The organism is Reyranella sp., assembly GCF_965279465.1.
Lineage (GTDB): Bacteria > Pseudomonadota > Alphaproteobacteria > Reyranellales > Reyranellaceae > Reyranella.
In genome coordinates this window covers 3,076,243-3,095,872 of record NZ_OZ257242.1, presented here as the reverse complement: position 1 = coordinate 3,095,872, position 19,630 = coordinate 3,076,243, and the positions used below count along the sequence as shown (strand labels likewise).

At 67.0% G+C, this 19,630-nt stretch carries 10 protein-coding genes and 1 pseudogene; 5 read left to right on the top strand and 6 right to left on the bottom strand.

Translation table 11 applies throughout. From position 1 onward, the window contains the following. Nucleotides 1-17: 17 nt before the first annotated feature. The 5 genes and pseudogenes from ACQY8M_RS15020 to ACQY8M_RS15000 form a co-directional block, all read right to left on the bottom strand. Nucleotides 18-1,799, bottom strand: coding sequence for a hypothetical protein (locus ACQY8M_RS15020; protein WP_428673522.1), 1,782 nt, complete (start codon nucleotides 1,797-1,799; stop codon nucleotides 18-20). A gap of 151 nt (nucleotides 1,800-1,950) precedes the next feature. Then, nucleotides 1,951-2,178 (bottom strand): annotated as a pseudogene (locus ACQY8M_RS15015) (AAA family ATPase); the annotation flags it as partial. Next, complete coding sequence (locus ACQY8M_RS15010; protein ID WP_428673519.1) at nucleotides 2,178-3,299, bottom strand: metallophosphoesterase family protein; 1,122 nt, start codon at nucleotides 3,297-3,299, stop codon at nucleotides 2,178-2,180. The gene ACQY8M_RS15010 and the pseudogene ACQY8M_RS15015, both read right to left, overlap by 1 nt. An 83-nt stretch (nucleotides 3,300-3,382) precedes the next feature. Next, the gene (locus ACQY8M_RS15005; protein ID WP_428673516.1) at nucleotides 3,383-9,178 is read right to left on the bottom strand and encodes a lectin-like protein; all 5,796 of its coding nucleotides are present in this window, start codon (nucleotides 9,176-9,178) and stop codon (nucleotides 3,383-3,385) included. Between the two features lie 111 nt (nucleotides 9,179-9,289). After that, nucleotides 9,290-10,444, bottom strand: a complete 1,155-nt coding sequence (locus ACQY8M_RS15000) for a helix-turn-helix transcriptional regulator (RefSeq protein ID WP_428673513.1) — start codon at nucleotides 10,442-10,444, stop codon at nucleotides 9,290-9,292. 254 nt (nucleotides 10,445-10,698) lie between these two features. Here ACQY8M_RS15000 and ACQY8M_RS14995 point away from each other — a divergent pair, with 254 nt between their 5' ends. Further along, nucleotides 10,699-11,841 carry a helix-turn-helix transcriptional regulator gene (locus ACQY8M_RS14995; RefSeq protein WP_428673510.1) on the top strand — a complete coding sequence of 381 codons (1,143 nt, stop codon included), beginning with the start codon at nucleotides 10,699-10,701 and terminating at the stop codon, nucleotides 11,839-11,841. On the opposite strand, the gene ACQY8M_RS14990 is transcribed toward ACQY8M_RS14995, so the two are convergent. Then, complete coding sequence (locus ACQY8M_RS14990; RefSeq protein WP_428673507.1) at nucleotides 11,825-14,143, bottom strand: matrixin family metalloprotease; 2,319 nt, start codon at nucleotides 14,141-14,143, stop codon at nucleotides 11,825-11,827. The two genes, ACQY8M_RS14995 and ACQY8M_RS14990, sit on opposite strands and share 17 nt — an antisense overlap. A gap of 232 nt (nucleotides 14,144-14,375) precedes the next feature. Between ACQY8M_RS14990 and ACQY8M_RS14985 the strand changes: the two genes are divergently transcribed. The 4 genes from ACQY8M_RS14985 (at nucleotide 14,376) to ACQY8M_RS14970 (ending at nucleotide 19,587) form a co-directional block, all read left to right on the top strand. Then, nucleotides 14,376-15,311, top strand: coding sequence for a metal-dependent phosphohydrolase (locus ACQY8M_RS14985; RefSeq protein WP_428673504.1), 936 nt, complete (start codon nucleotides 14,376-14,378; stop codon nucleotides 15,309-15,311). A 69-nt stretch (nucleotides 15,312-15,380) separates the two neighbouring features. Further along, nucleotides 15,381-16,373, top strand: a complete 993-nt coding sequence (locus ACQY8M_RS14980; protein ID WP_428673501.1) for a glycosyltransferase family 2 protein — start codon at nucleotides 15,381-15,383, stop codon at nucleotides 16,371-16,373. 125 nt (nucleotides 16,374-16,498) lie between these two features. Further along, nucleotides 16,499-17,806 (top strand): hypothetical protein, encoded by a 1,308-nt coding sequence (locus ACQY8M_RS14975; RefSeq protein ID WP_428673498.1) that lies wholly within the window; start codon nucleotides 16,499-16,501, stop codon nucleotides 17,804-17,806. 32 nt (nucleotides 17,807-17,838) lie between these two features. Further along, nucleotides 17,839-19,587: a FecR domain-containing protein gene (locus ACQY8M_RS14970; protein ID WP_428673495.1), complete on the top strand. Its 1,749-nt coding sequence runs from the start codon at nucleotides 17,839-17,841 to the stop codon at nucleotides 19,585-19,587. Nucleotides 19,588-19,630 lie beyond the last annotated feature (43 nt).

Genomic DNA, 19,630 nt, shown 5'->3' with positions numbered 1-19,630 from the left:
GCCGCGCCCCGCGGGCCTCATCCGATCACGATGCGCTTCGCGTCGAGGGCGCGATAGGCGGATGTGCGGCAACTGAGGATGATGACCTGCATGCGCCGCGCCGCATCGGCCAGGATATCGAGCACGGTCTCGAACCGATCGTCGTCGGCGAAGACCAGCGCGTCGTCGAGAATCAGCGAGGCGGGCTTGCCCTTCTCGATCAGCAGATCGGCGAATGCAATGCGCGTCAGCACCGCGAGCTGCTCCTGCGTGCCCTTGCTGAGATCGCCGGCGGCTTCCTCGCGGCCGCCGCGGATCAGGGCGCGCGGCGTGTATTCGTCGCCGAGCGCCAGGCTCGCGTTGGGCAGGAGCCGCGAGACGTAGGGCGCGACCCGGCGCGTGATCGGCGCGAGGTAGCGGCGCGACGCGGCGAGCTGTGCGTCGCCGATGACCTGCTTCAGGAGGCGCAGCACTTCCGCCTCCTCCCTGAGGCGCTCGTGCGTTGTCCGCGCGACGTCAGCCGCTTCGGCCGCCCCCGTTGCGCGAGTCGCCGGCCCGGCGCCTCCCAGCGTTCTCGCGCGTTCCTCCAGCCTTGCGATCTCCTGCACCAGCCCCAGCCGGTCCTCGCGCATTCGCTCGTGCTTCTGCACGAGGCCGGCGCGGCGCCGGATGAGCGCCGCTTCGTCGAGCCCGGCCGCCGCGCGGCGCGCCTCGTCGCGCGCCAGCACCGCCCGAGTCTCGGTTGCTCGGGCCTCGGACAACTGCCGCGCAAGATCGTCATCGTCCAGCCCGGCTAGCTCGGCCGCGAGCTCGGATTCCAGCCGCTGGTGCTCCGCAGCGGCGCGCGCGACATGACTGGCGAGGCGCACCTCGCCAAGCTCGGCGGCGCGGAGGGCGTCCACGGCGGCCTCGCGTCGTCCCTGCGCCGTGCGCTCCGCAGTACGCGCAGCCTCCCAGCGCGCCTCCACGTCTTCGCCGGGCGTGACGCCTGCGTCAGGCGTCGAGGTCACATCGGGCCGCATCTCGCCCGCAAGCGCGCCACGCAAGGCTTTCAATCCAGCGGCCAGCTTGAGCATGGGATCGGCGGGGCAAGCGGCTGCGAGGCGCGCGGCAAGCGCCTGCTCCGACTGCTCGATCCGGCTGCGCACGCGCGCGGCTGCGCGGGCCTCTTCCGTCGTCGCCTGGCCGACCTGCGCCAGGAAGCCGGCGAGGTCCTGCTCGGCCGCGCGCAAGGCCGCGAGCGCGGCCTCGCCGCCGGCCGGCGGTTCGACGACAACCGTGCCGAGGCCGGCGATGTCGAGCACCTGCCTCTCGGTCACCGCCACGCGCACGCCGCCCTCGACCGCCACACCATTCAACAGAGCGGCCGGCGCGGCCGGCTCCAGCGCAACCTGCAGGGTCGCGGCACCGGCAGTGGCGGCGGAGCGTCTCTCGACAACGGCCCGCTCCAGCTTCTGCAACCGATCCAGCGCCGCTTCCGTCATGGTCGCCGACGCAAGCGCGCGCCGCGTGGCCTCGAGCTCGGCGGCGATCGCCTCGGCAGCATCGAGGCGCGCGAAGGCCGCCGACAGCACCCGCTGACGCTCCCCTTCCGTCTTCGTCCCCTGCGCGACGCGTCGCAGCTCTTCTGTCTCTCGCAACGTTGCCCGCGCCGCCTCGAGAAGGGATGCGGCACTGCGCTCCCCGTCGAGCGCCGTCGCGAGCGCCTTCGCATGATCGGCCGACGCCGCCAGCGCGGAGGCGCGGTCCTTCCCCGCGGCCGCAAGCGCGTCGCGCAACCCGGCGCGCTTCGACGCGCGCGCCTCCAGCCGCTCGCGCACGCCGACCGCTTCCCGCAGATGCGACTCGGCGGCGGCCAGCGCCTGGCTCGCCGTCCGTGCCCGCTCGATGTCGGCGCCAAGCGCGGCGATCTGCTGCTCCAGCTCCGAACCGCTTGCGCACGCTCCAGCTCTCGCCGCCCGTCTCGAACGTCAGCTTCACCGTGGGCGCGACCTCGTCGCCGTGCGGGCGGAAGGACTGGATGCGCTCGCTGCGCGAGCCGTGGCGCTCGAACAGCGCGGCGCGCAGCGCGTCCAGCACGGTCGACTTGCCGGCCTCGTTGCTCTCGCAGACCAGGTTCAGACCGTCGGCGAAGCCGGTGAGATGGACGGGCTGCCGGAACTTGCGGAAGTTCTCGATCTCGAGCTCGCGCACCCGCATCAGGCGCCTCCGCGCTGCGCGCGCTGATGCTCGATATAGAGACGCTCCAGCGCGGCCGCCGCCCGCCGCCCCTCGATGCCGCCTTCGGCAACCATCGCCTGCAACCGCTCGGTGGCTTCGCGCAGCACGCCGTTCACGTCGATGTCGGAGAGATCGCTTTCGGTCGGACGGGAGGAGAGATCGCCGACATCGAGATCGAGCCAGCGGACTTCGTGCGCGAGGCCGTTCTCCAGCCGGTCGCGCACGGCGACCCTGTCGGCGAGGGAGAGCCGGCCCGAGAGCTTCAGCCGCGCCACCAGGTTGCGGCGCTCGACCTCGGGCGCCAGGCCGGCCAGCAGCCCCTCCAGCTCCTCGCCGGCGGTCAGCGTCCAGTCGCCCGTGGCCCAGCCGTAGCGGCCGATCGCCAGTTCCTCGACCTTCGGCGCGTCGCCCGCACCGCGCAGCTCGACGCTCAGCGCAACCCCGGTCGCCTTGCGGCCGAAATCATCGGGCTCGGGCGTGCCGCTGTAATGCGTGAACGGATCGACTGTCAGCCGGCCGTGCCAGTCGCCGAGCGCCAGATAGGCGAGGCCCGAGCGCTTCGCGCGATCGGGCGGGAGCAGATTGGTGGCCGCGTCACGGCCGCCGAAGTCGGTGATCGAGCCGTGCGCCAGCCCGACCCGGAGCGCGCCGGGCGGCGTCTCGGCGCGGTCGAACCAGTCCGTAGGGTCCTCCAGCGTACGCTTGTACTGGAGCGGCGCAGGCAGCAGCCAGACGCCCTCCGTCAGCTCGACCGGCTGCGGCTCCAGGCAGGTCACGACATTGCCCGGCGCCTCGACGGCAAGCCGGCTCCACAGCCCGTCGGCGCGGGCCGGGTCGTGGTTGCCGGGCAGCAGCACCCAGCGCACGTCGGCGGCGGCCTTCATGCGCGTCAGCGCCTGGCGATAGACCCGATCGCCCGGCTCCGAATTGTCGAACACATCGCCGGCCACCAGGACGGCGCGCGCGCCCTCGCGCCGGGCGGCCGCGGCCAGGCTGTCGATCGCATCGAGCCGCGCCTCCTGGAGCGCCGCGCGCGCCTCGTCGGGCAAGCGGCCGAACGGCTTGCCGAGCTGCCAGTCAGACGTGTGAATGAACCGCATGCATCCTGCCGCCGAGCGCTCTATGCGGTCTGCGACGAGAATACAAGCGACCGGATAGGCACCCTGGGCACGGTCGCCGGCGGTCAGGCCACCACGTTGAAATTCGTGTTGCTGATGGAAGGCGCGCCATTGAGCTGGGCGAACTGCACGGCCGCCGCCGCCCCGGTCCCGTCGCTATCGTAGAACAGGTTCCCGGTCACCGCGTTGTAGACGATGCGATCGTCCGCGTCGTGCGCGGCCGGGCCCGCGAAGAACGCCGCGGCGGAGAGCGTGCCGAGCGTGGTGATGGCGGTGAAGATGCTCTGGTCGAGCCGGATCGTATCGTTCGCCGCGCTGAAGTCCGCGACCGTGTCGATAGTGCCGGCCAGTGCCGAGTCGAACACGAACGTGTCCAGGCCGCTGCCGCCCGTCAGCACATCCGTGCCGGCCCCGCCGTTCAGCACGTCGCTGCCGCTCCCGCCGTCCAGGGCATTGTTGCCCGAATTGCCGGTCAGTGTGTTGGCCAGCGAGTTGCCGGTCGCGTTGATGTTCGCGCTACCGGTCAAGGTCAGGTTCTCGACGAACTGGCCGGCCAGGCCGAAGCTGACCGAGCTCTGCACCAAGTCCGTCCCGCCCGCGCTGCCCGAGGCCTCCACCACCGTGTCGCCGACATTATCCACCACGTAGGTGTCGTTGCCCGCCCCGCCCGTCATCGTGTCCGCGCCGGTCGATCCGTTCAGGACGTTGTTGCCCGAATTGCCGACGAGGATGTTGGCCAGCGAGTTGCCCGCGACGTTGGTGTTCCCGGTGCCCGTCAAGGTCAGGTTCTCGATATGCTGGCCCGACAGGCTGTAACTGACCGAGCTGAAGACCTGATCGGTTCCTGAGTTGGCCACCTCGATCACGGAGTCGCTGGTGGCGTTGACATAGTAGGTGTCGTCGCCCGCGCCGCCGGCCATCGTATCCGCGCCGGTCCCGCCGTCCAGGGCATTGTTGCCCGAATTGCCGGTCAGCGTGTTGGCCAGCGAGTTCCCGGTGGCATTGGTGTTCCCGCTGCCCGTCAAGGTCAGCTTCTCGATATACTGGCCGGCAAGGCTGTACGTGACCGAGCTCTGCGCCAGGTCCGTCCCGCCGCCCGAGGCCTCCACCGCCGTGTCGCCGGCATTGTCCACAACGTAAGTGTCGTCGCCCGCGCCGCCCGTCATCTTGTCCGCGCCGGCCGCGCCATCGAGCACGTTGTTGCCCGAATTGCCGGTCAGCGTGTTTGCCAGCGTGTTACCGGTGCCGTTGGTGTTGGCGCTACCGGTCAGCGTCAGGTTCTCGAAGAACGCGCCCAGCGTGTAGCTCACCGAGGCGTTCACCAGGTCGGTGCCGCCGTCGTCGACGCCGGGCGTGGAGTCCTCGCGCACTACGTCACCGGCATCGTCGACGTAGTAGGTGTCGTTGCCGGCGCCGCCAAACATCATGTCGTTGCCGGCGCCGCCAACCAAAGTATCGTTGCCAGTCAGGCCGGTCAGCACATTGCCGCCGCCGTCGCCGGTGAGCGTGTCGTTGTTCGCCGACCCGGTGACGTTCTCGATCGAGATCAACGTGTCGCCCTGGGCATCGCCGCCGGTGTTCACGCCCGTCGCGAGGTTGACCGTGACGGCAGCCGCACTCGCGGCATAGGACGCGGTATCGCTGCCTGCGTATCCAAAGCCGACCGCACTCTGATCCCATTCGACGACGACGTTGTACTGTGCTGCGGCGTCGTTCCAGTAGCCTGTAGGGTGGTCCGGTGGATTGCCGATCAAGTAATTTTCGCCGGTGCCGCCGTTCGGTTCGTTAGGCGCCCAGTTGACGTACAGATCGTTCACGACATGACCGCCAGCGCCGCCACTCCAGAATTGCAGCGTCGGCGTCGAGCCGTCCAGCCAGTACCATTCGCCTTCCGTTTCCGCATCGCTCGCCCCCAGCCAGAAGAGCTCGCCCTTGGCGACCGTCATCGTGACGAAGGCGTTCTCGGCGGCCGAGAAGATGGTGGCAAGCCGGCCCGAAACCCCGGCAAGCGTGAGGTCGTGAGCCATCGCTTGCGCCTGATCGAAGCTCACCAGCGTCTCGATCAACTCATAGTACTTGCCGAACCCGGAATAGATGGCGCTGTCGGAGCTGCCGCCATCGATCGTGTCGGCGCCAGCCCCGCCCGTCAGCATGTCATCACCCGCACCGCCGAGCAGGATGTCCGCGCCGGTCCCGCCGCTCAGCACATTGTTGCCCGAGTTGCCGGTCAGCGTATTGGCCAGCGAGTTGCCGGTGGCGTTGGTGTCTCCGCTGCCGGTCAGGGTCAGGTTCTCGACATACTCGCCCGATAGGCTGTAGCTGACCGAGCTGAAGACCTGATCGGTCCCTGCGTTGCTCGCCTCGACCGTGCTGTCGCCAACGTCGTCGACATAGTAGGTGTCGTCGCCCGCACCGCCGGTCATCGTGTCCGCGCCGGTCCCACCATCCATCGTGTCCGCGCCGGCCGCGCCGTTCAGGACGTTGTTGCCCGAATTGCCGGTCAGCGTGTTGGCCAGCGCGTTCCCGGTGCCGTTGATTGCCGTCGACCCGGTCAGGGTCAGATTCTCGACCTCCGCGCTCAGCGTGAAGCTCACGGCGCTCTGCACCAGGTCCGTCCCGCCGCCCGCCGCCTCGACGACCGTGTCGCCGGCATTGTCCACCCCATAAGTGTCGTCGCCCGCGCCGCCCGTCATCGTGTCCGCGCCAGCCCCGCCGTCCAGCAGGTTGTTGCCGGCGTTGCCGACGATCGCGTTCGCCAGCGCGTTGCCGATGCCGTTGATGCTCGCGCTGCCGGTCAGGGTCAGGTTCTCGACCTCCGCGCTCAGCGTGAAGCTCACCGAGCTCTGCACCAGGTCCGTCCCGCCGCCCGCGACCTCCACGGCCGTATCGCCAGCATTGTCCACCACGTAGGTGTCGTCGCCGTCACCCCCGGTCAGCGTGTTGTTTCCGGCATTGCCGGTGATGATGTTGGCCAGCGCGTTGCCGGTGCCGTTGATATCGGCGCTACCGGTCAGCGTCAGGTTATCGAAGAAGGCGCCCAGCGTGTAGCTCATCGAGGCATTCACCAGGTCGGTGCCGCCGTCGTCGACGCCGGGCGTGGAGTCCTCGCGCACTACGTCGCCGACATCGTCGACGTAGTAGGTGTCGTTGCCAGCGCCGCCAACCAAAGTATCGTTGCCGGCCAGGCCGGTCAGCACATTGCCGCCGTCGTCGCCGGTGAGCGTGTCGTTATGTGCCGACCCGGTGACGTTCTCGATCGAGATCAACGTGTCGCCCGCCGCGTCGCCGCCGGTGTTCACGCCCGTCGCGAGGTTGACCGTGACGGCAGCCGCACTCGCGGCATAGGACGCGGTATCGCTGCCGTCGAATCCCAAACCGACCGCACTCTGATCCCATTCGACAACGAAGTAAGTCGAATAGCTCGAGTCGACGTCATACCAAGTCCCGTCGCCAAGATAGTTGGCGAGCAGGACGTCTTCCTCCCACAAACCGAGCCCGTTGTTAGGTTCTTGCCCCGACGTCCAGTTCGAGTACAGACCGTTGACCGTCGTGCCTTCGACACCTCCGCTCCAGAATTGCTGCGCCTGCGTCAGGCCGTCCAGCCAGTACCATTCGCCTTCCGATGCCGCATCGCTCGCCCCCAGCCAGAAGACCCCATCTTTGGCGACGGTCGTCGTGACGAAGTCATTCTCCTCGGCCGAGAAGATGGTGGCGAGCCGGCCGTGAATCCCGGCAAGCGTGAGGTCGTGAGCCATCGCTTGCGCCTGATCGAAGCTCACCAGCGTCTCGATCAGCTCGTAGTACTTGCCGAACCCGGAGTAGATTGCGCTGTCGGAGCCGCCACCACCGCCATCGATCGTGTCGGCGCCAGCCCCGCCCGTCAGCACGTCGTCACCCGCACCGCCGTACAGAGTGTCCGCGCCGGTCCCGCCGCTCAGCACATTGTTGCCCGAGTTGCCGGTCAGCGTATTGGCCAACGAGTTGCCGGTGGCGTTGGTGTCTCCGCTGCCGGTCAGGGTCAGGTTCTCGACATACTGGCCCGATAGGCTGTAGCTGACCGAGCTGAAGACCTGATCGGTTCCCGCGTTGCTCGCCTCGACCGTGGTGTCGCCAACGTCGTCGACATAGTAGGTGTCGTCGCCCGCACCGCCGGTCATCGTGTCCGCGCCGGTCCCGCCATCCAGCGTGTCGGCACCGGCCGCGCCAGCCAGCGTGTCGTTGCCGCCACCACCGTCGAGGCGATTGGCGTTGCCGTCGCCCGTGAGCTGGTCATCGAAGCCCGAGCCGACCAGGTTGGCGATGCCGGACAGGATATCAGTGCCGGCATTCAGCGTGTCCTGCGCCGCCGTGGTGGCCAGGCTGACCGTCACCCCGCCGCCTGCGTCGTAATAGTTCGCGGTGTCGATGCCGCCGCCGCCAGTCAGCGAATCATTGCCAGCGCCACCGTTTAGCACGTCGTTGCCCGCACCACCGTCGACCGTATCGTCACCCTCACCGCCATCCAGCGTGTCGTCGCCGTCGCCGCCGTTCAGCGTGTCGTCGTAGGCTGAACCCTGCAGCCAGTCGCCATTGGCCGTCCCGGTCAACGTGTAGCCTGCCGTTACGCCCCAGTCGGAAACATGCGCCGAGTGCTGGCCGGTGATGCGCGTCGACAGGTCCAGCGTGCCTCCGGCTCCCACTATGCCGACACCGAACTGGCTGTCCACCACCACGACGCTGTCGGTCAGCGTGCCGAACAACGAAAGCTGGGCTGTCGTTCCGAGAAAGCCGTTGATCCCGTTGGAATCGAGAACCTCGACGTTGCTGAAGCTGTAGCCGTTGAGGTTGCTGCCCCGAACGGTATCCGTGCCCGTGCCGCCGTCGACCGTGCCAATGGCGCTGCCGCCGAGATCGACGATGTACAGCAGGTCGTTGTCGGCGCCGCCGTTCAACGTCGAACCGGCACCGGTGGTGTCGTAGAGAATGTCGCTGCCGTTGCCGCCATCCAGCGCGTCGACGCCTTGACCTCCGTCAAGCGTGTCGTCGCCGTCGCCGCCATTCAGCGTGTCGTCGTAGCCCGAACCCTGAAGCCAGTCGCCATTGGCCGTCCCGGTCACGGTGTAACCGGCCGTTACGTCCCAGTCGGAAACATGGGCCGAGTGCTCGCCGGTGATACGCGTCGACAGGTCTAGCACCCCTCCGGGTCCCACTATGCCGACGCCGAACTGGCTGTCCGCCGCTACGACGCTGTCGGTCAGCGTGCCGAACGATGAAAGCTGGGCCGTTGTGCCGAGAAAACCATTGACGCCGTTGGCATCGAGAATCTCGACGCTGCTGAAAGCGTACCCGTTGAGATTGCCGCCCCGAACGGTATCCGTGCCCGTGCCGCCGTCGATCGTGCCGATGGCGCTGCCGCCGAGATCGACGATGTACAGTAGGTCGTCGTCGGCGCCGCCGTTCAACGTCGAACCGGCTCCGCTGGTGTCGTAGAGAACGTCGTTGCCGTTGCCGCCATTCAGCGTGTTGACGCCTTGATTACCGTCCAGCGTGTCGTTGCCATCCCCGCCGTCCAGCGTGTCGTCTCCCGCGCCGCCGTCGATGAAGTTGGCTCCGCTGTTGCCGCTGATGATGTTGTTCAAGTCGTTGCCGTAGACCTGGATGGCGGAGGCGTCCGCCAGGTTGATCGTCAGGATGCCATCCGCAGCGTACAGCACGATGCCAGCAACGCTCATCGGTGCGCTGAAGGTCAGGTTCTCGACTGTGACGCTGACGCTCTCGTTACCTGCGTAGCCGGCGGCCACCAGGATGGTGTCGCCTGCCACCGAGGCACCAACAGCATCAGAAATCGTCGCATAAGTGCCCGGAACGTTACGTGTCGCCATAGCAATTCCCCCAGATCGGACGTGCCCAAGGGTTGCGAGCGTCGCACGCTCGGAAAGATCGGCGCGTCCCCCGATTGGGGGATAGTCGTTGCATCCAGTAAATTACTTCTACTACCGGGATGCCTGGCTGGTTGGCGCCAGTGCCAGCAGCACGGCCCGGATCAGGTCGGTCTGCGAAGCCGTGCCGGTTTTGGCGCGGGCGCGCGTCAGATGGGTGCGCGCCGTCTCGAATCCAATGCCCTGCCGTCGCGCCACCTCGGGCAGGCTCAGTCCGGTGACGAGCAGGCTGACCAAGCGCGCTTCCGCCGGGGTCAGCCCGAACAGAGCGGACAGGGCAGAGGCGTCGATGCGTGGTTCGGCCTCGGGATCGGTGACGATCAGAAGGACCGCCGGACTTCTGGGCAACAGAACGGGCCGGCCCAGGCCCAATGGCGTCACGACGACGGTGTAGGGGCGCAGACCAGACGGCCGCTCGAGGCGCAAGTAGCTCCCGGCATCGCCGCCATCCTTACCAGCGGTCGTGCAGGCCGCCCGCAGGACGGCCTCCTGCAAACGTGAATCACTGGCATGGCTCGCGGCATGCACACCCGTGGGCCCGAGCGCCAGCCCGTCCTTGTCGCGCAGAATGCGATGGGCCGCGGCATTCGCGGCCACGAACCGCCCTGGGGCGGTGAGATGAACGATGCCGAAGGACAGCTTGTCCAGCGTCGCCGCGGAGGCGTCGGAGCGCACGCTTTCGCCGCCGAGGCGAGACCTGATCTGCACGGCCCGCCGGATGTGCGGGAGAAGGCCCTGCAGCCGGTCGCGGTCACCCTGGTCGAATGGCCGCGCCAGGCGGGGGCGATGGATGCCCAGCGAGAAGACACCGCCCCCTTGCGGGAGCATTCCGGCGGCGACCATCACCCCGTGGAACACGTCCGTGTGCGGCCGGGAGAGTTCAGTGTAAATGCGACTGTGGCGCCATTCGAGGTCGCTGACGAGATCGGTTCCCAGGACCGCCGTGTCGATGATACGCCTGCCGATCGCAGCATTGCGCCACAGGTCGTCGCCGAAGTAGTGGGCCGCGTACAACGCCACCTGCTCGGGCGTGACGCCCTGCATGTCGATCAGGTCGACACTGCCCTGCAGTTCGTACTGAGCCGTAAAGGACAACGTCGCGCCGTCGACCGCCGACACCAGTCGCTTTCCCGCGTCGCTCCACGCGGCTTGTCCGAGCGCTGCGTCATATAGCAGGCCGATCGTCTCAGTCTCGTCGTACGCGCTCATCCCATGCCACACCCAATGGCACCCCGAGCCGACTCGCATGCTACAAGGCGGCACAAAGGGCAAGGCGGAATTGGTTCCTGAGCTCCTCCCGCCGGGCTAACCCTCCGTGACGTGCATTGTCGCGTTGTCATGCAATCCGGGGACATGTATCTCGCTTGGGAGGGCACATGCGCCGTCTGCATGGAGCATCTGCTTTCAGACCGCCTTCTCGATGGTTGCTGCATCGGATGCCTAACCGCAGTGAGAACGAGCTTGTGGAAGACCTCTATGATGCGGCCCTGGGCTGTCGATCATGGGAAGAGGTCAACCACGGCCTGCTGAACCACGTGGATGGGCAGACCCTGATGATGTCGGTGCATCATACCAAGACGGCGTCGGTCGAAGTGCTCGGCTGGCTCGGCATGAGTGGTGAGAGCCTCCAGGATTATCCGTCCTTCGCACCGCACGACCTCTGGGCCGCCGGCTACGTGGAACGACGGCTGTTCGGTCGCGCGGCGATCGGCTCGTACCTCGTCGATGAACGCACCCTGACACGCAGCCTCATCTACAACGAGTACCTGCGACCCAGGGTCGGCGTATTCCATCTGGTGGGAACCGTGCTGCCGATGGACGGCGGATACCATGCCGTGCTCGGGGTGCATCGGCCGTCCGATGCGAAGGATTTTGCGCCTATCGAAGCCAGGCGGCTGGCTAGGCTTCTGCCCCATGTGCAGCGCGCCCTCGAGGTGCGCCGCCGGCTCCAGCAGGCCGATCAGGCAAGCCGCTCGGTCTATTCGGTCCTCGACCGTCTGAGGCTCGGGGCCATCATCATGGATGCGAACGGCCGCCTGCAGCATGTCAACGCTGCCGCCGATGCCATTCTGCATAGCGCCGACGGCCTTACACGCACACCGGACGGGCTACGCGCGGCGCACAAGGACGACGACAGGCGCCTGCAGCACCTGATCGGCGCGCTTCGACAAAAGCCGGGCGAGGCTCGCTCCGCCGGCGGGCACCTGCGGGTGCGCCGTCCGTCGGGAAGACCGGCCTATGCGGTCATGCTGGCGCCCCTCGGTGGCGCTGCCGCTATCGGCGGGAAAATCTCACCCGCGCTGCTGGCCTTCGTATCCGACCCGACGAAGAGCATTGCTTCCGATGCGACTGTTCTGCGCGATCTGTTCGGCTTTCCGTCCGCGGAAGCGCACCTTGTCATGGCCCTGCTGTCGGGAATTGCGCTCCCCGAGTTCGCCCGGCAGAGAGGGGTCACGCACAATACCGTTCGGACCCAACTTGGCCGCGCCATGGCCCGCACCGAAACACGCTCGCAACTCGAGCTGGTCCTGCTGGTCGCGGCCTCGATAGGCGGCACCAAGGCAGCCCACTCCGCGCCATCGCCGGCGATCAAGCCACCACGGTGAAGTTGGTGTTGCTTATGGCAGGCGTGCCGTTGAGCTGGGCGAACTGCACAGCGGCGTTCGCTCCAGTGCCGTCGCTGTCGTAGAAGAGGTTCCCGGTCACCGCGTTGTAGACGATGCGATCGTCCGCGTCGTGCGCGGCCGGGCCCGCGAAGAACGCCGCGGCGGAGAGCGTGCCGAGCGTGGTGATGGCGGTGAAGATGCTCTGGTCGAGCCGGATCGTATCGTTCGCCGCGCTGAAGTCCGCGACCGTGTCGATAGTGCCGGCCAGTGCCGAGTCGAACACGAACGTGTCCAGGCCGCTGCCGCCCGTCAGCACATCCGTGCCTGCCCCGCCGTTCAGCACGTCGCTGCCGGTTCCGCCATTCAGGGAATTGTTGCCCGAGTTGCCGGTCAATGTGTTGGCCAGCGAGTTGCCGGTGGCGTTGGTGTTCCCGCTGCCGGTCAGGGTCAGGTTCTCGATGTACTGACCGGACAGGCTGAAGCTGACAGAACTCTGCACCAGGTCCGTCCCGCCCGCGCTGCCCGAGGCCTCCACCACCGTGTCGCCGGCATTGTCCACCACGTAGGTGTCGTCGCCTGCGCCGCCCGTCATCGTGTCCGCGCCGGTCCCGCCGTTCAGGACGTTGTTGCCCGAATTGCCGACGAGGATGTTGGCCAGCGAGTTGCCCGCGACGTTGGTGTTCGCGCTGCCGGTCAAGGTCAGGTTCTCGATATGCTGGCCCGACAGGCTGTAGCTGACCGAGCTGAAGACCTGGTCGGTTCCCGAGTTGGCCACCTCGATCACGGAGTCGCTGGTGGCATTGACATAGTAGGTGTCGTCGCCCGCGCCGCCGGCCATCGTATCCGCGCCGGTCCCGCCGTTCAGGACATTGTTGCCCGAATTGCCGGTCAGCGTGTTGGCCAGCGAGTTTCCGGTGGCATTGGTGTTCCCGCTGCCGGTCAAGGTCAGGTTCTCGGCATACTGACCGGCCAGGCTGTAGCTGACCGAGCTGAAGACCTGATCGGTTCCCGCGTTCTTCGACTCGACCGTGGTGTCGGCGGCGTCATCGACATAGTAGGTGTCGTCGCCCACGCCGCCGAACATCGCGTCGACGCCAGTGCCGCCATCCAGCGTGTCCGCGCCGCTGCCGCCGACCATGTAATCGTCGCCGCCGAGCCCGTAGAGATTGCTCCCCAGGCTGCCATCGCCGTACATCGTGTTGCCGAGGTCGTTGCCGGTTCCGGTCAACCCGGCACCGAACAGCTGCAGGAGCTCGATGTTGGCCGCGAGCGTGAAGCTCGCGCCGGCGAGGACCGAGTCGAAGCCCTCGCCTTCAAGCTCGACCACGGTGTCGCCGCCGCCGTCGACCATGTAGGTGTCGTCGCCGGCTCCGCCCGTCAGCGTGTCGTCGCCGGGGCCGCCGTTCAACAGATCGTTGCCAGCGCCTCCGTCGAGGGCATCGTCGCCGTTCAGGCCGAACAACCGGTCGTTGCCGTCGAGGCCGCTGATGACGTCCGTCACCGACGAGCCGCGCACGGTATCGTCGCCGGCGAAGCCGACTTGCGTCAGGGTCTGTGTCGAGGCGTTCCACGACCAGGAGGACACGGTTGCGTTTGCGCCCGACGCGTCCAACGTGACGACCTGGCCGGTGCCCGCCGGACCGTAAATGAACGCCGCCGCCTCCTGGTCGAGGGTCTTGAGGTGTTCCGATATGCCCGGGCCGCCGACTTCCGCCATGATCGTGAGAGCGGGGTCGTCGGACGCCAGCACCTGGTCATGCGTCACGACCGGATAGGCGGCGTAGTTGGTGACGACCTCGGTCGGATGCTTCAGCCCGATCGCGTGGCCGATTTCATGCAGCAGGGTGCCGTAGGTGACCGAACCGCCCGAGGCGAACTGGCTGTTCATGAACACGTCGCCCGAGCCGTCGATGTCGCTCGCGAAGCTCGGATAGGTGAAGTAGTTCCAGTCGCCGAAGGGATAGAAGCCGATGCCGCCCGCTCCGGCGTAGGACGGCCCGCTGGTCGTATCGAAATCCACGAGCTGGAAGTTGATGTCGCCCTGGCCGGGCGCGACCTCGACGAAGATCAGGCCGGAGGCAGCCGCCCATTCGCCGAGTGCGGCGCGCGCCTGGTCCTGCTCGGTGGCGTTGAAGGCCTGGAAGCTCGAGATCGTGGCGGGGGTGAAACCATCGACATCCGCCAGGTAGCCGGCCGCCGTCGTCGGAAACGAGTAGGTCACGATGACGGGCTTGCCGGTGACCTCGATGCCGTTCCAGTAGTCGCCGCTCAACAGCGCGGTGTAGTCCGTAACGACAGGCATGACTCCCGATTCCCCGAATGAATGCATTGGAACAAGGCAACGCTACCATTCTGCCGCGATCGGGGGAAACGGCCGTTGATCCATCCCCTTTTCCGCCTGCCCGCCGGCAGCGGGAAGGCCGGTCGCGTCCAGGATTACAATTGCACGACGTCTTCCGTTCGGGCGTGCGGTGCTCAAGTCGCCTATGCTGGCGTCGCCGGTCCGCCTTGGCCTCCTGACCGTGAGGACTCCGATGATCCAACCGACCACGCTTCTGGCCGACGCGCTCGCCAGTCACCTCATGCACAATTTCAATCGCGCCTTCGGCGGCAGCACGCCCTACCATGCCGACCTGCTGGGCGAGGCTGCGAGACTCGTCATCGAGCGCATCTCGCTCAGCGATGCGCTCTATCACACGGCCGAGCACACGGCGCTCGTGACCACGGTCGCCCAGGATATCCTGCGCGGGCTGCGCCTCCGCCAGGACGTATCACCGGAAATGTGGATGCACGTCACCCTGGCCGCGCTGGCGCACGACATCGGCTACGTGCGCGGCATCTGCCATGGAGACACGGCCAACCGCTGCGTCATCGACGAGGCGGGCGCCATGATCGAGCTGCCGCGCGGCGCGTCCGACGCGTTTCTTGCCCCCTACCACGTCGAGCGCTCCAAGATCTTCGTGAAGGAGCGATTCGTTCGGCATGAACTCGTCGATGCCGAGCGTCTGGCCCGCAACATCGAACTGACTCGCTTCCCGGTCCCCAACGACGACGACCACATGGCGACCGATACGGAAGCGGCCATGGTCCGCGCCGCGGACCTGATCGGACAGCTGGGCGACCCGCTCTATCCCAGGAAGCTGAACGCCCTGTTCCACGAATTCTCCGAGATCGGCCTCAACCGGATGCTGGGCTATGAAACGCCCGCCGATGTCGCGGACCGCTATCCGCTATTCTTCTGGACGAAGGTCGAACCGTTCCTGGGCGAGGCGGTCCATGCGCTGGGCCTGACGGCCGAAGGACGGCAGTGGCTCGCCAGCCTGTACAGCCATGTCTGCGTGATCGAGCACGGACGCCGCAGCGTTGGGCCGGCGCCGTCCCCGGCCGGCGAGGAGCCAGCCGGACTGGTCGTGCGGGAACTTCCCCGATCGTCGGCGGCGGCAGTTGGAGCAGCGCGCCGGGCGAGTTAGAAAACGCTCCCACAGGAAAGGTTCTGAATTGAGCTGTCTCGAGCGGCATAGCGTGCCGCGGTCCCGGCCATGAGCGGCACAAAGCTGCCGCGCCTCTCCGTCGTCGTCACGTGCTTCAACTGCCCGGACTATGTCGGCGACGCGATCCGATCGGTGGCGCGGCAGAGTTTCCGCGACTTCGACTGCGTGATCGTCGACGACGCGTCGACCGACAATTCCGCCGCCGTCGTGCAAGAGACCATCGACGAGCTCGCCGACCCGCGCTTCCGGCTGATCCGGCTCGACAAGAATGTCGGCCAGACCGGCGCGACGCGGCGCGGGCTGGCCGAAACCCGTGCGCCGTTCGTCTGTTTCCTCGATTCGGACGACCTGTGGAACGAGGACTTTCTCGAACGCCATCTCGCCGCGCACCTCAACGAGGCCTATGCGGTTGGCTTCACCGCCTGCAACGCGCGCCTGATCGACGGCCAGGGCGCGCTGATCGCGGGCGGCGTCTACTGGTTCGGCAAGGACCGCGCCGCGGCGGACCGCGGCGCCCTCGCGCCGATCGACCCCGCGCGCATACCCCGGCTCGACCCCGCATCAGGCTCGGCCAGGTGGACGAGCCAGACGCCCTATCGGCTCTACACCAAGCGCCTGGTCCATTGGGTGTGGGTCAGCACCTCGTCGATGATGTTCCGGCGCTCGCTGATCGACCTGGTCTTCCCGGCTGACGACGAGATCTTCCGCCTTCACATGGATTTCTACATCGTCGTCATGGCCCAGATGGTCGCGGGATCGCTGCTGATCGACGAGCCGCTCTATTCCTATCGCCTGCACGGCCGCAACGGCGCGGCCGACAACCCGGTGCTGGGCGGGCGGCTGCATCTGTCGGCCCGCAACTGGGGCGACACCCATGCGCGCATGCTCGACCGCATGCTGGCCGCGATGATCGCCGATCGCGACCGTTTCGTCGTCGCTCTGGGTATTAGGCAGTACCACCGAATGTTGCTCAGAATGCGAGCCGCGCGCGCCAATATCCTGATACGATGGGCTTTTATCCTCCGCAGCTGGTTGATTTAGGCTGGCCGGTGTGAGATTTCCATGATCGACTAATTAACTGCACGGGGGCTGTGGGGGACTTGCGACATTTGACGGGCCGGCTCGGTTTCCTGGCCGTATGCGTGTGCATACTGTGCCCGGCAGTTATGCCGTCGGCAGCGTGGGCCCAAGCCCCGGCATCGCCGGCCGCCTCGAAGGGCGACCTCGATCGCCAGTATGACGAGGCTTTCCAGGAGATGCTGCGGCAGCCGGCAAACCTCGACGTGCTCTTTCGCTTCGCCTCGGTGGCCAGCCAGACCGGCGACCTCGAAGGTGCGATCTCGGCGCTGGAGCGCATGCTCCTGATCAATGCCAACCTGCCGCGGGTACGGCTCGAGCTCGGCGTCCTGTATTACCGGCTGGGCTCCTACGAAGTCGCCCGTACCTATCTCGACGGCGCGCTCAAGTCGCCGGGCCTGCCGGCGGATGTGCGCACCCGCGCCGAGCAGTTCATGGCGCAGATCGAGAAGCAGCAGAGTCCGTCGCATTTCAGCGGCGAGGTGTTCCTCGGCCTGCGCTACCAGTCGAACGCCAACCTCGGTCCGGCCACCTCGGACGTGCGCCTGTTCGGGCAGGCCGCCAACCTCAACCAGCAGGCGATCGGCGCCGCCGACTGGGGCGCCGTCAGCACGATGCAGCTCCGCCATACCTACGATTTCGGCACTCAGGACAGAACGACGCTGGAGACGATCTTCAACGGCTACGCCAACCGCCAGTTCCAGCTCTCGGCCGCCAACGTCTCGTTGCTCGACCTCACCAGCGGGCCGCGCTTCCAGGTCTTCAACGGCATCTTCGAGGACATGAGCCTGAAGATCTTCGGCGCATTCGGCGCGATCTGGGTCAATGACACGCCGTACTACCTGAGCTATGGCGGCGGCGCCGAAGCCAATGTCCTGCTGACCGACAACCTGCGCAGCATCACGACAGCCGTGTGGCGCAAGCACGCCAACAACGACACCAGCTACCTGCCGACCAACAGCCTGTTCAGGGGCACGGAGTACACTGCCAACACCGTCCTGCAATACCAGCTCACGCCGATCGTGACGCTCTTCGCCAGCGGCAGCGCCCAGCGTTACCAGACGGAGCAGGCACCGTGGCAGAGCTACATGCTGTGGGGCATCGGCGGCGGCATGAGCTTCCGCTTCCCCGATCCGGTGCTCAAGACCGGACTGCCGTGGACCGTCAGCCTGGCCGTGGGCGAGCAGTGGTGGCACTACGACGCGCCCGACCCGATCGTCGACCCGACCGTTTATCGCAACCAGAGCGATTTCATCGGCACCATCACGCTTGCGATCCCGTTCGACGAACGGACGACCGTCAGCCTTTCCGGCGGCCGCTTCGCGCGCTCCGCCACGCTGCCCAACTATGCGTTCACCAACAACAATGTGATGTTCGGCGTAAGCTGGCGCTTCTAGGCTGGCGCTTCCGACTCACCCAGGAGACGACGATGGACAAGTGCTCCCTTCGCGGCCGGTCCCTTCTTCGCGCCGCCCTGCTCGGGGCTACGGCGTTCGCCCTGACGGTCGAACCGGCGATGGCGCGGGTCGGCGTGACCTCGGCCACTGACGGCGACCCGCTCGGCAAGCCGCCGATGGAGAACGAGCGCGTGCTGCGCATCGGCATCGATGTGCAGGCCAACGAGGTGGTCCGCACCGGCGCCACGGACCGGGCGCACCTGGTCTTCCTCGATGGCTCCTCGCTCACCGTCGGTCCCAATGCGCGGCTGACGATCGACACCTTCGTCTTCGATCCGAACACCAAGAAGGGCGACCTCGCGATCACCGCCACCCAGGGCGTGTTCCGTCTTGTCGGGGGCAAGATCAGCAAGAGCAGCGCGATCACCGTGACGACGCCGTCGAGCACGATCGGCATCCGTGGCGGCATCACGATCTTAAAGGTGACGGCCAGCGAGACGGTGGCAGCGTTCATCTTCGGCACCAGCCTCACCGTCACCGGTGCCGGCCAGACCCGGACCGTCACCCGGCCAGGCTACCAGGTCGTGGTCAATGCCGGCAGTGCGCCCGGTGGGCCGACCGCCATTCCCAAGGGCGGCCTGACGTTCGACCTCGCGGTCCTCGAGACCGGCTCGTCGCAGAGCGGCGGCAGCAACAATGCGGACCAGCGCGCGCAGTCTTCCGGCTTCTCGGCCCAGAACTCCGGCCAGCCTCCCGGCCAGGCCGTTTCCGCCCTGATCCCGATCAATCCCCAGCCCCAGAACAACAACGCCATCAACAACGCGATATCGACCGCCCTCAGCAACGCGAACACCGAGGTACAGGTCACTACTACCGTCTCCTCCTTGTCGAATTCGAATTCTACGCCAGTCCCGCCGCCGCCGCCGCCCACCCAGTCGGTGAACGGCTTCGCCAGCGGGCTCGTCACCACCGTCAACGGCAATGCGGTCACGACGTCCGTGCCGGTCCTGGGCGGCCCGACGGACGTCAAGGGCTCGTTCAACGCCGCGACCGGCCAGGTAGCGACCACCATCGTGCTTCGCCAGGCTGACTCTTCGGTCACCACTCTCCAGCTCGGTGGCACGCCAAGCACCGGGGTGCTCATCAATGAAAAGAGCTACGCGATGGTGACGACGGACGACGCGTCGCGTCCGTCGACAGTTCAGGTGAACGGCAGCACGTACAACGTCCAGAACAGCTCCTTCGTGCTGAGTTCCGGGTACCTGCAGCAGCCCGGGTCGTTCGGGTCGTGCACTTGCGAGTACCTGACCTGGGGCCAATGGGGGACGGTGATCACCTATCCCAACAACTACCGTCCCAACCAGGTCGACATCGTTTCCCTCTCGCCCTATGTCGCGGGATCGATGACGCCACAGGTCCTGATGCCGCAGACCGGCAGCGCGACCTACACGGGCTCGATGATGGGCAACGTCTCGAACAACGGCAGCACCCCGTACAGCGCGACCGGCTCTTACAGCAGCACCTGGGGCTTCGCGAGCCGAGCCGGCAGCTTCAATGCCTCGTTCGACGGGACGAGCTACAGCGGCTCGGCCAAAGCGTCGGCGGGTTCGGGGGGTACAAGCTTCACAGGCAATTTCTCGGGCGGCGGCCGGTCGGGCAACCTGTCCGGCGCCTTCTTCGCCTCGCCAACCGACGCCGCCAAGTACCAGGCAGGCGCCTTCACCATCGGCACGAACACCACCAACTACAAGGCCGCCGGCGTCTTCGCCGGGCAGCGGTAGCCCGCGCGACCGTATCGAAGCGCCTCATTGATCTTTCCCTCCC